Annotated in this window: 10 protein-coding genes; 6 read left to right on the top strand and 4 right to left on the bottom strand. The window is 36.6% G+C overall.

Annotation, left to right across the window (positions count from 1 at the left end):
* Window positions 1-129 precede the first annotated feature (129 nt).
* Both xylA and V7266_RS11345 read left to right on the top strand, forming a co-directional pair.
* Window positions 130-1,461 carry a xylose isomerase gene (xylA, locus tag V7266_RS11350; protein ID WP_335467999.1) on the top strand — a complete coding sequence of 444 codons (1,332 nt, stop codon included), beginning with the start codon at window positions 130-132 and terminating at the stop codon, window positions 1,459-1,461.
* A 265-nt stretch (window positions 1,462-1,726) separates the two neighbouring features.
* Entirely contained in the window at window positions 1,727-1,969 is a 243-nt protein-coding gene (locus V7266_RS11345) for a hypothetical protein (protein WP_335467998.1), read from the top strand.
* Window positions 1,970-2,184: 215 nt separating this feature from the next.
* Here the strand turns inward: V7266_RS11345 and V7266_RS11340 are convergent, their stop codons facing one another.
* Window positions 2,185-3,690: an MFS transporter gene (locus V7266_RS11340; RefSeq protein ID WP_420491381.1), complete on the bottom strand. Its 1,506-nt coding sequence runs from the start codon at window positions 3,688-3,690 to the stop codon at window positions 2,185-2,187.
* Window positions 3,691-4,150: 460 nt separating this feature from the next.
* Between V7266_RS11340 and V7266_RS11335 the strand changes: the two genes are divergently transcribed.
* Complete coding sequence (locus V7266_RS11335) at window positions 4,151-5,530, top strand: M28 family peptidase (RefSeq protein ID WP_335467997.1); 1,380 nt, start codon at window positions 4,151-4,153, stop codon at window positions 5,528-5,530.
* Window positions 5,531-5,708: 178 nt separating this feature from the next.
* Here V7266_RS11335 and V7266_RS11330 read toward each other — a convergent pair whose 3' ends face one another.
* Together V7266_RS11330 and V7266_RS11325 are read right to left on the bottom strand one after the other, a co-directional pair.
* Window positions 5,709-6,092: a MazG nucleotide pyrophosphohydrolase domain-containing protein gene (locus V7266_RS11330; protein ID WP_335467996.1), complete on the bottom strand. Its 384-nt coding sequence runs from the start codon at window positions 6,090-6,092 to the stop codon at window positions 5,709-5,711.
* 227 nt (window positions 6,093-6,319) lie between these two features.
* Window positions 6,320-6,904, bottom strand: a complete 585-nt coding sequence (locus V7266_RS11325; protein WP_335467995.1) for an undecaprenyl-diphosphatase — start codon at window positions 6,902-6,904, stop codon at window positions 6,320-6,322.
* A 312-nt stretch (window positions 6,905-7,216) separates the two neighbouring features.
* Here V7266_RS11325 and V7266_RS11320 point away from each other — a divergent pair, with 312 nt between their 5' ends.
* The 3 genes from V7266_RS11320 to V7266_RS11310 all read left to right on the top strand — a co-directional run bounded on the left by V7266_RS11320 (window position 7,217) and on the right by V7266_RS11310 (window position 10,573).
* Window positions 7,217-7,840 (top strand): TVP38/TMEM64 family protein, encoded by a 624-nt coding sequence (locus V7266_RS11320; RefSeq protein ID WP_335467994.1) that lies wholly within the window; start codon window positions 7,217-7,219, stop codon window positions 7,838-7,840.
* A gap of 373 nt (window positions 7,841-8,213) precedes the next feature.
* The gene (locus V7266_RS11315; protein ID WP_335467993.1) at window positions 8,214-9,905 is read left to right on the top strand and encodes a DUF6044 family protein; all 1,692 of its coding nucleotides are present in this window, start codon (window positions 8,214-8,216) and stop codon (window positions 9,903-9,905) included.
* Between the two features lie 278 nt (window positions 9,906-10,183).
* A complete protein-coding gene (locus V7266_RS11310) occupies window positions 10,184-10,573 on the top strand; it encodes a DUF5661 family protein (protein WP_335467992.1) in 390 nt (129 codons plus the stop codon).
* Between the two features lie 268 nt (window positions 10,574-10,841).
* Here V7266_RS11310 and V7266_RS11305 read toward each other — a convergent pair.
* Window positions 10,842-11,902 (bottom strand): IS110 family transposase (locus V7266_RS11305; protein ID WP_335467991.1); only part of this gene is annotated, 1,061 nt, incomplete at its 5' end.

The following is an 11,902-nucleotide window of genomic DNA, read 5'->3' as shown; positions in this document are numbered from 1 at the left end:
GATTAAAATCAGACAGTTTTTTCTTTACAGCCATTGAGGTATATCAAATAAATTCGAATGAATTGGTTCAAACTATCGATTGTGATGAGAAGCATTTTAACGCCCAATTACTTTAGGAGGAACAGTTCTATGACTTATTTTCAAACAGTTAATAAAATTCAATATGAAGGTCCGGGTTCAAAAAATCCTTTAGCTTATAAATATTATAATCCACAGGAAAAAATTAATGGGAAAACGATGGGAGAGCTCCTTCGTTTCTCTGTTGCTTATTGGCACACGTTTACGGCAGAAGGAGCTGATCCATTCGGAGTAGGAACGGCAATCAGACCATGGGGAAATTTAACCGGGATCGATTTAGCGAAGGCACGTGCGGAAGCATCCTTTGAATTTTATGAGAAGCTCGATGTTCCGTTCTTTTGTTTCCATGATGTTGATATTGCGCCTGAAGGAAATACATTAAAGGAATCAAATGATAATCTCGATATTATTGTGGCCATGATTAAAGACTATTTAAAAACAAGCAAAACGAAATTATTGTGGAATACGGCTAATATGTTTACTAACCCACGTTATGTTCATGGGGCCGCCACATCCAATAGTGCGGATGTTTTTGCTTACGCCGCTGGAAAGGTTAAAAAAGGGTTAGAAGTCGCTAAGGAACTGGGATCTCCAAATTATGTTTTCTGGGGCGGCCGTGAAGGCTACGAAACATTGTTAAATACAGATATGAAATTAGAACAGGACAATCTCGCACGCTTCTTCCATATGGCAGTGAATTATGCAAAGGAAATTGGTTATGAAGGTCAATTTTTAATTGAGCCAAAACCAAAAGAACCGACAAAGCATCAGTATGATTTTGATGTGGCAACCGGATTGGGATTTTTAAAATCATATGATTTGGATAATTACTTTAAATTCAATATCGAAGCAAACCATGCTACACTTGCGGGGCATACATTTGAGCACGAGCTTAGAGTAGCCCGAATCAATGGCATGTTAGGATCAGTCGATGCCAACCAAGGTGATGTATTGCTTGGATGGGATACAGATGAATTCCCAACAGACCTGTATACCACTACACTTGCCATGTATGAAATCTTGAAAAATGGCGGCCTTGGAAAAGGCGGATTAAATTTCGATGCAAAAGTCAGAAGGGGATCATTTGAACCGGAAGACTTATTTGAAGGACATATTGCCGGTATGGATTCATTTGCTGTCGGCTTAAAGGTTGCCAACAAGCTGATTGAAGACAATGTTTTGGACGGCTTCATTGAAAACCGATACAGCAGCTTTACAGAAGGCATAGGGAAGAAAATAGTTGAAGGTACAACAAACTTCCATGAATTAGAACAACATGCACTAGGGTTAACAGAAATTAAAAACCAATCTGGTAAAACAGAAAGACTAAGAGCATTAGTGAATCAATATTTACTAGAGACACTTTCAAGTGTTCGTGGTTAAAACGGGTTTAGAAATAAATGAGTCATAAAAAGTGCTGGAGTTTTTCCCCAGCACTTTTTTGTAGAAAGAGAAGGTAAAAAGGATAAAAGAAAATGTCAAGAGGTATAAAAACTATTTGCTATGTATCAGAATATTTATACGGAAACGAAAGTGTTGAATAATGAATGAAAGACTTTAGAAAGTAAAAAAAGAAGTAAAAGTAGTTAAACGATGGAATGGGTCACTTAAATGAGTGTGGAAATAATAAATGAAGGAGAATAGCTCAATGGAAAAGAAAAATAGCAAAATGAAGATAGATGCTAAAAAATTTGCCTACACTGTCATATCATCACAAAATATTGAAAGTAATTTAGAAGAAGAAATAGCGAAGAAAAAATTAACGTTATATTTAACCGCTTATTGGCTGGCAGAGAAGTTTAACAACTTAGAGGCACAATCTTTCCGAAACATGAATAGAAAAGATTATGAGGACTTAATGGTGAAACTTTCAGGCATTAAAGTGCATTAAGAAGTAGCATCATTTGTCTCGGTCCATAACGGGTATAGGAGCTTTTCGTAAGTCTGTATTCAAACTACGCAGTCTTGCAAAATTGGCTAAAGAACAAAGTGGATGCATTCGCATCCCCTTTTTCTTTGGCAACATTAAAGTCAGTAAGCACAGGATTTTGAAATTTATCATGATGACAAATTTCCTTTTTTTAGAAACAATTTGATAGGAATAACTTATTCAGCTGCTTTTGCTTCAGCACGAGAAGCATCGAGTTTCTTATTGATATCCATGACGTCTTGATCTGAAAGTGGGTAAAGGGCCATAACAATCATTGAAACAATCGCAAGTGCTGCTGGAATCCAGATAGCTGTTATATTGATACCGGAAAGAGCACTTGCTGTTTGCTGCTTATCCGAATTTCCATTGAAGCCGTAGGCAGCAAGGAACCAGAGCGGAACGGCACCACCAATCGTGAAGCCAATCTTGAAGAAGAGACCCATGATCGCGTTGATGATTGCAGCGTTACGTTTGCCAGACTTCATTTCACCATAAGAGACAACCTCAGGAACAAGTGCCCACATGAAACCAGTTGCAGAAGTAAGACCCCATTGCTTAATGAAGGTTGAAACATAAGCAAGGAAGAGTGAATCATGCATGCCATCTAACGACCATACCCAAGTAAGGATTTCACCTACAACAAACATACCAAGGAAGAAATGGAAGAATCCCTTTTTACCAAAGATTTTTCTCAATTTAGGCCAGAAGACTGGGAAAGCGATACCAGGGATGGAGGCGATGAGACCTATGGCCCCCATCCAGTCTGAGTGATGGACCGTGTATTGGTTAAAAAATCCATTCACTGTGTTCATGAAGAACATGAAGGTGAAAGCAAGCATGAAAAAGATCCCCAGAATCACTAGTGGTTTATTGTTCTTCAATTCAATGAACAGGTCGAAAGCTCTCACTTTTGCAGATTGTTCTGCAGTTGCGACAACGTGTTCTTTTGTAAGACGGTAGCAAAAGAACAAAGCGAAAGCGCCGAGTACCATGTAAACCATGTAAACCCAAAACCAGGCGTGACCTGCCGATGGATCCGTATAAGTACCCATGTTGATCTTGAGACCAAAGAACCCTGTGTCTTTCATCGAGCGGTCTTTTGGCGCTGCCATTTGGACAAACATGGGGAACAAAGTATAAACCAAGAGGTTAGCAATGTTTGCCAGCATCATACGAGTGGTTGTGATTTTGGCTATGGACTCAGGGTCTCGTGTGAGTGAAGCATTCAGCGAACCGTACGGAATGTTGACGACGGAATAAACCAAGTCAAGCAGGAAGTAAGTAATAAAGGCGATCGACACTGAACCGCGAATGGCTGGAATCGGAGCAAAGAGCATTGCTGACAGGATAACAAGCGGAATGCCTGCAATCAGGAGCCAAGGACGATATTTACCGTTCTTGAATGTATGTCTATCGACGTAGGTACCGACCATCGGATCCCAGAATACGTTGACGATACGGACAAACAGGAAGATGAACCCGGCTGTTGCCGTACCAATGGCATTGACGGTAGTCAGATAGAGAGCCAGGAATCCTCCGACAGTACCAAAAACGAGATTTTGAGCAAAATCCCCAAGACCGTAACCGATGCGTTCAGTAAGGCTGATCTTACGATACTCGTCTTTTTGTATGTTTTGTGTATTATTGTTCATTTTTTGAACGGTTGATTCCCTTAAAGCCATGTCAAGAACTCCTTTTTGGTGAAATTTTAAATTGATTCATCCACTTATATTATGGACATTGGTAAGGTAGTCTATTTGAAAAAAATGAGCCTCTCGATTTTTATAGACAAAAAATTAGTGGAACCGTAGAGGGCTGTAAGGGCTGGGATTAACTAGCATATAATTTGATAAATAAATGTTTTTAACAATTAAAAATGATAACTCTTCATGTATAAATCTTATTAAAAAAGAAACACTTTCTCAGTAAATCATAAAAAAATAATAACAATCTGTAAGGATATTTTAAGGCGAAACAATCTCGAAGGCCCTTCAATCCAATGATTTATTATAGTATTGCTTAGGATTCAATCTTTAGCGGATTATATCGGAATTTCTAGGATTTTGTATCACGATTATTATTTACTATAATTTCCAAAATTGGAATAATGGAAGAGTATCACTTTATCAAAGGGGGAGTTGCATGTTTCGTCGTAAATCGATTATCACGGTTCTAGCAACAGGTATGTTTTTATCAACAGGGGTGGTGTATGCTCAGACAAATGGTGCCCCAAATGTACAAGCAGACACAGCTTTTGACAACAAGGTTATCAAAAAAATTAACGCAGAGAATATGTACAATACGATTAAGTATCTATCGGCAGTCCCTAGGGAAGCGGGTACTGAGGGAGAGGTTCGTGGGGTTGAGTACATAGAAGGCCAATTTAAGAGCTTAGGACTCGAAACGAGAAGATTCCCCTTCCCAATCTATGATTATAAGACGAACCGTGAACTGGCTGAAGTTGACGGAGTCGATTTAAAAGGACATGCCTTTAGCGGCAGTGCGAGCGGAAAAGTAACGGCAGAGCTCGTTAATGTTGGAAAAGCAATAGCTGGCACGGTTCCGGATGATGTGAAAGGGAAAATTGCCTTGGTTGAGCGGGGAGAAATAACGTTCGTTGAAAAAGTGAAAAATGTAGCTGCTAAAGGTGCGGCTGGGGTACTTATGTATAACAGCAGTTCTAATGGTAATAACTTTGGCCAAGCCAATGAAGAAATTCCAGCCGTAGCTATTACCCAAGCACAAGGGAAGGAGTTGGTTGATAGATTAAAGAATGGCCCTGTAGAGGCCACACTAGATGTTGATATCGAAAGAATCGAGAAAACATCCTATGTGGTTGAGGCTAAATTAAAGCCTAACAAGAACAAGGATACAGGTCAGATTGTCACGATTGGTGCACACCATGACTCCGTTCCTAATGGACCAGGAGCAAATGACGATGCTTCCGGAGTTTCAGCCGTATTGGAGCTTGCAAGAATTTTAGTTAATACTCCGATTGATACAGAAGTCCGCTTCCTGACGTTCGGTTCTGAAGAAAGAGGGATGATGGGTTCATCCTTTTATGTATCACAGCTTCCACAGAGTGATATAGACCGCATGGTTGCCCACTTCCAAATGGATATGATTGGCGGGGCGGAAGCAGGAGAAGATCATCCATTGGGTGGACTGATTATGTACACCATTGACGGTCAGAAAAATCTTGTTACAGACTTAGGAGCGTCAGCCTCATCGAGAATGTATGATGTCGCGGTGCCGTATGGACAGTTAGGAAGAAGTGACCATCAGCCATTCCATGACGTTGGCATTCCTTCTGCTCTATTTATTCATTCACCTGTTGAACCTCAGTATCACAAGCCAACAGATACAATTGAACATATCAGTAAAGAAAAGCTGCAACAAGCTGTATCAATCGTTGGAGCATCAGCCTATCAAATTGTTCGTCCAGACACGCCGGCTCTTGATCGTGCACATGTTAGTCCAGCGTCAGTGGAATACAAATTCGAAGACCGCCCAGTAGATTAATAGAAAATCAGATAATCAGATCAGAAAAAGCGCTTGAATCAAATTGGAGATTCAAGCGCTTTTACTTTAAAGTGTCAATCTCATAAATGAGATGCATCTCCTAACTTTATCAAAAGATTAACACTTATAAAAAAACAATTCTGACCATCCGTTTAATGACTTCCGATTGTGAAGAATTTTATTTTCTTGACAAACTTACATCCCTATTTTTGCGGTTTCTAACCTCATTCATCTTTTTATAGAAGCTTTCTTCCAAATCAATTTCAAAGTAATTGGCAAATTTCACAATATAGGCTAAGCAATCAGCAAATTCCTTTCCTAAATCTTCCTTTGCATTTTCCTTCGCTAAATCAAAAGCTTCATTATCATTCATTCCTTTTAAAATATTGCTATTTGTAAAATTAAAAGCTTTTCTAAGTTCTTCAGCGACTTCAGCTACCTCAGTGGTTAAGAGCATATAGTTATTCAAAAGGGAAGCTCGAGTTTTCTCATAACTTTCATTATTAATTTCCCAGTTCATTTCTTCATGATATTTTTTTAAAAACTTCTGCATTTCCTTCATTGTGGCACCTCTTAGTAAAATGATAATTTTAAATAAATAGAATAAGAAAGATAAATTTTGAATAGGAGATAGTGAAGCATAAAAGAATTAGTAGGAAGTCTATGAATCTTTCACTTTTAATTTCAAGATAGTCCTTTTTAACCGTAGCTGTTAAGAAAGGGCCTAAATTTATTAAGGGTAACAATGTAAAAAGGTAACCATTTTGGTTACCTTATAGTAATATTATATCAGTTATTTTCGCTAATTGATTTATGTTCTTTAGGAACTAATGGTAATTGGTTATAAATACTAACAATTGTGCGTGGGATTGGGTTCAATATAGAACTAAATTTATAAACAAGTGAGCTAACCACAATCCCAACAATAATGCTGCCAAGAACATCAAATGGATAATGATGACCTACATAAACACGAGAAATCCCTGTTAATATGGCAAAAACGAGCATACCTAAACCAATCTTACGGTGGCGTAACAATACCGAAAGGGCGAGGGAAAATGCACCTGTTGTATGATCGCTTGGAAAAGAGCTATCCTTTGCATGTTGGATCAGCAGATGGACGTGATGTGTAACAAATGGGCGAGGTTCATAGAAAATATGACCTATGACAAAATTTATGAATAACCCTAAACCACCAGTTATGGCTGCATAAACCACCGAATATTTATATTGTTCTTTTCCTAAAAACCACATAACAAGTAAAACTAAGGCAAAAACAATCAATGCGTACTGCGTGTTAAAAATCATTATCTTGTCTATAATGGGGTGATGTCCAGCAAGTTGGTTGATTGCCTTAAATAGTTGATAGTTCATTCTTTCCCCTCATTTCTAGTTATCTTGCCTCATTGGATGATAGAACTGTTAATTATTGAAGTAATAGTGCACTTCATCCTTTAAAAATCGATGATGTAATGAGCAATACTATAAAAAATCATCCTTGAACTCACGACAGAACAATCAAATTAGGCAATTTAATAATACAAAATAAACTCTTAGTTTCGCCTTAACAAAGAATTAATAATTCATTAAGATTTAAACTTCTTTTAGGGATAACAGGGGATGATATTTTAAAAGCTACTTAATTGGATTGTAAAGTTTTAAGGAAGAATTCTATCGGGGGTCAAAATGGTCAAAAAAGTCATGATCGTTTTCTTGCTAGTTAGTATGATAGGTTTAGGAATTAAAGAAAAAAGCACTCTAATTCTGATGATTGCCCAAGGCGGTTCCCCCGCAGTGGGGATGAGTCTACTATTGCTTTCTTTATGCGTCTTTTTTCCAATTATCCCATTTCCTGTAACGGCTGGTATGATTGGAGCGGTTTTTGGAACGCTGAAAGGGAGTATCATTAACCTTACAGGCTCCATGATCGGAACAGTCTTGTTCTTTTTTCTTATGAGGTATGGGTATCGACAATGGGCCCAACAAAAGTTAAAGAAATATCCAAAAGCACAAAAATATCAGAACAAGCTTAAAGACAATGCGTTTATGGCAATTTTTATTGCTCGAGTAATACCAATTATCCCTGCAGTAGCCGTGAATATTGGATGCAGCTTAAGTTCAGTGAATTGGAAAGTTTTTGTTTTGGCTTCTGTTATTGGAAAAATACCGAATATATTATTGTTAACTTACGCAGGAGCAAGCTTCCAGCATAATTTACGGTTTTCTGTTTCCCTGTACGCTCTTTATTTAGTTGTTATCTTAGTCATTAACTTTGTGTGGGTTTATCGGAAGGTACCTAAAACAAAATAGCGTTAAATTCAATAGAATATTTCAACGCAGATCACCGCTATTATCATTAATGTGCTTATGATTATGAGTCCAATTAACAGATGTTTCATATACCTAAACATCCTCTCGTCTTTATTTGAATTTATGTATGAAGAATCAAATGTTTAGATTACGTAGAATTTAAATGATCTAATCCAAAGGATTAGGTCGTTTTTATTTTTTCCTTGTTACTTACATTCAAGATAGTCCCGCATATTTAAAATAGCAGTAAAATCCTAAGAATACCTTATTATTTAATTAAAAATTCCTTAAAAAGCATAATGTCAATAGAATAAATGTTACTATTCCAATGGTGAACGACTCATTAAAATCTTTTTACAAGGAATTGATTTGTATGGAACCATCCACAATCACAACATATCTTAAACGGGAAAGAACCTATTTAATGGGGGCTCTTCTTCTTATTATTCTTTGGGTTTTACCTTATTTTGTCCTTGGAGAACAAGCACATATGCGGATTCTGGATAACCTGGATTCCAATATCGCATGGTATAAAGTTCTAATAGACAGTGGGCAGCTATTTGGACCGATTACTGCACATATACCTCAGATTATAAATGGGCATTTATCCCGAGATGCTTATTATTCCGAATACTATGGAATGATTGAATTATTTCGTTTCTTTCCACCCGTTATCGCTTACGGATTAAACCAAGCGATTACTCGTTTAATTGCATTTTTAGGAATGTATTTATTATTAAGAAGATATGTGATTAAAGAACAAAATCACGGATTCATTCGAGTAGTTGCCGCTTTGACATTTGCTCTAACACCATTTTGGGCTAACGGTATGTTAAGTACCTTAGGAATGCCTCTTGCTTTATGGGCATTTTTAAATATTAAAAATCACGAAAAAACTTGGGTTAGTCTAGTGACTTTAACTCTTTTACCTTTTTATTCAACTTTTATGCTGGGTTTTTTCTTCTTCTTAAGTGCAATGGGGGTATTCTGGCTTGTAGAGGTAGTTAGAAGTAAAAAAGCACAGTTAAGGCTGTTCTTCTCTATTATTTATATGACCGTCATTTACTTAGCGGTTGAATATCGTGACGTAATGTCGCTGCTATTTTCTACTGAAAAGACAAATCGCTCTGAGTTTTACGAATCAAAAAATAACCTGATTGAAACCATAAAATTAATCTTCAAAAATTATTTTATAGGGCATAACCAAGACGAAGCTCTTTATGAGTTTGTCATTTTCCCAACAGCTTTGATTGCCTTAATTATCGTTATCATGGAAAAAAGATGGAGACAAGAAAAGCTATTTATTGGATTGCATCTAGCAAACTTTTTGTTATCAGTCTGGTATTCTTTTTGGTGGTATCAAGGGTGGGCGCCGATAAAAGAGAAAATAAGTATTCTAAACACCTTTAATTTTTCTCGTTATCATTATCTAAGACCGATGATTATCTATATTTTATTTGCTGTTTCCTTACAAATATTATGGACATACAATAAAAAATGGCGTACTTGGGCAATTGGTTTTGCTATTTTACAGCTTGTTGTATTAGTTCCTTCGAACGAACAAATATGGTATCATAACCAACCTACATTTAAGCAGTTTTATGCGGTGAATGAATTTAAGGAGATCAAGAACTATATTGGCGAACCAGTCCAAAATTATCGGGTGGTAAGTATCGGACTACATCCAGCCATTGCTCAATATAATGGCTTATATACATTGGACACCTATAATAACTTTTATCCATTGTCCTATAAGCATCAATTCCGAAAAATCATGGCTCCAGAACTTGCGAAAAGCAAAACCATTGGAGATTATTTTGACCAATGGGGCGGACGTTGTTATCTGTTTGTCAGCGAATTGGGCAAAAATTATATGTTTTCCAAAGAATCGACTAAAGTTATCAAGCATTTAGATATTGATACGCAAGTTTTGAAACAAATGGGTGGTCAATATGTACTCTCGGCTGTTCCGATTAAAAATGCTGATGAAAATAGCCTTAAATTACAAAAGGTTTTTGATTCAAACGATGCTTACTGGCGAATTTATTTATACAAGGTCATCTAAATAACGGAATAACAGAAAGAGGGACTATAAAATATTAACGGGTTCCGTTTCTATAGCAAACATTAATATTGTAAGTTAAAATGAGTGCCAATTTGTATATTAAATTGACACTCATTTTGTATTGGTATAAAGCCCATTTGCGCATATAACTGGACAGCTTAGTTTAAAACCCATGACGTATTGTTAAATTAGATAATAGTCGAACTTTTTTGGAGACATGCTCCTAAACAGTTAACTAACGTATAGTGGGATAACGACCTTTTTAGGAGTGATGTGTTTTGTCCTACTTTAATAATCGGTATTTGCCCCACTTTAATAACGGTTATTACTATGGTATGCAATATCCATATCCAATCACCGGAAGTCCAAACAGCTTTAGAAATAATTGTTCTGTAACAAGGGTTAAATCTTTTTCTAAAGAGGAAGCAGCAGCAATCGCTTTACTTTTAGGCATTGATTTTAAAAAAAGCAAGTTTGATTTAGATGAGTTTTGGATGGGAGTAAATACAGAGCTTGAACATGGAAAAATATCGAGCCAAACGAATGTAACTGGTGATGATCCTATTATAACGGGGAAAATTGCCCTAGCTCATCTTAACGAGTTTCCTGATTACTATAAAAGATTAAAGGTGCTCGAGGAAGAAGCAAAAGCCTATTGGAAAAAATGATTTAATAAAATGCTTAAATTATAAAAATAACCCAATTTTGTAAGCGAGTTTTGTGAAAATTGTACTTAAGTTATAAGGTAGCAATAGTTATAGATAAAGGTCGCTGCAGCGGTCTTTTTTTCTTGTTGAACTAAACCAGCTAATAGTTTGTCAATATTTTTCAATAAAAAATTTAAAAATCTCATGTTATACTAAAAATGTGCATGCCAAATAACCTTCCGTTAGTCTAATTTTGGAAGGTTTTGTGTTATTTAGTTAGATTTAGGCTCTAAGCTATATCTTGGAAAGTTGTTTTGTTTTTTAAAAGGGCAAATATCCAATGTAAGAGTTTATTTACACACGCAATGACAGCTACTTTAAAAGGTTTTCCTTCTTCACGTTTCTTATCATAGAACTCTCGTAATTTTTTATTACGAGGAATGATTTCCTCGCTTGTTTTGCTCTTTCGACAGTCACGTATAGCACAACGAACAGCCATATATAAGGCATGACGGAGCATACTAGATCCTCTTTTTGTGATTCGATTTTTGGTAGCTGTAAATTTACCAGATTCGAATACACTAGGATCTACTCCAGCGAAAGCTACAAGCTTTTTTGGATCAGTAAATCGATCTATCTCCCCAATTTCTGAAATGATCGTTGCCGCGATCTTTTCTCCAATACCAGGGATAGATTTGATAATATTATATTCTTCAACTTCTTTAGCGAGGGCATCTAACTCGGACTCTAACGTGGATAGGTGCTCTTTGTATTGAAGAATGATGTTTATATACATACCAAGACTCAAAATATGACTCTGATACAAAGTCTTTTCAAACGGATTTCGTATTGCGGCGGCTTTAAGTTGAATAGCTTTTTCATTAGCCCATCTGTATGAACGACTTTTACATAATTGAGCGATTTTGTCAGCTATGGTTTCTTCACTTGCCTCTAATATTTCTTCAGATGAGGGAAACTCTGAAAGAGTTAAGAGTGACACTACTGAATATAAGTCGCCAAAAACCCCTCGATATTCGGGGAAGACTTGGTCAAGAATTGCTTGGTATTGTAGCTTTGTTTGGATTAATACCCCAGTTATATTCTCGTGCTGTCTTGTTAGATTTCGAAGGTTTAAAAGTTGAACTCCTCGCTTTTTATATGGCTCTAGATCCTCTTTATAAAACAGTTCGCAGAGAAGGTAAGCATCAACCGCATCTGTCTTTACTTTCCGAAGACTTGAACTTTTAGCCTTATAAGAAATCAATGGATTAATAATAATCATTAAATATCCACGGTCCTCTAAGTATTGAACAACAGAGGAATGATAATGTCCCGTTGCTTCTAAAACAA

This window comes from Neobacillus drentensis, assembly GCF_036965645.1.
Taxonomy (GTDB): domain Bacteria; phylum Bacillota; class Bacilli; order Bacillales; family Cytobacillaceae; genus Neobacillus; species Neobacillus drentensis_D.
The sequence above is the reverse complement of the archived record's forward strand: the minus strand, read 5'-3'. Positions and strand labels throughout refer to the sequence as shown.

What these genes read in the sequence shown, in the direction of transcription:
- xylA (WP_335467999.1), top strand. Translation starts at nt 130, where the DNA reads ATGACTTATTTTCAAACAGTTAATAAAATTCAATATGAAGGTCCGGGT.
- V7266_RS11345 (WP_335467998.1), top strand. Translation starts at nt 1,727, where the DNA reads ATGGAAAAGAAAAATAGCAAAATGAAGATAGATGCTAAAAAATTTGCC.
- V7266_RS11340 (WP_420491381.1), bottom strand. Translation starts at nt 3,690, where the DNA reads ATGGCTTTAAGGGAATCAACCGTTCAAAAAATGAACAATAATACACAA.
- V7266_RS11335 (WP_335467997.1), top strand. Translation starts at nt 4,151, where the DNA reads ATGTTTCGTCGTAAATCGATTATCACGGTTCTAGCAACAGGTATGTTT.
- V7266_RS11330 (WP_335467996.1), bottom strand. Translation starts at nt 6,092, where the DNA reads ATGAAGGAAATGCAGAAGTTTTTAAAAAAATATCATGAAGAAATGAAC.
- V7266_RS11325 (WP_335467995.1), bottom strand. Translation starts at nt 6,904, where the DNA reads ATGAACTATCAACTATTTAAGGCAATCAACCAACTTGCTGGACATCAC.
- V7266_RS11320 (WP_335467994.1), top strand. Translation starts at nt 7,217, where the DNA reads ATGGTCAAAAAAGTCATGATCGTTTTCTTGCTAGTTAGTATGATAGGT.
- V7266_RS11315 (WP_335467993.1), top strand. Translation starts at nt 8,214, where the DNA reads ATGGAACCATCCACAATCACAACATATCTTAAACGGGAAAGAACCTAT.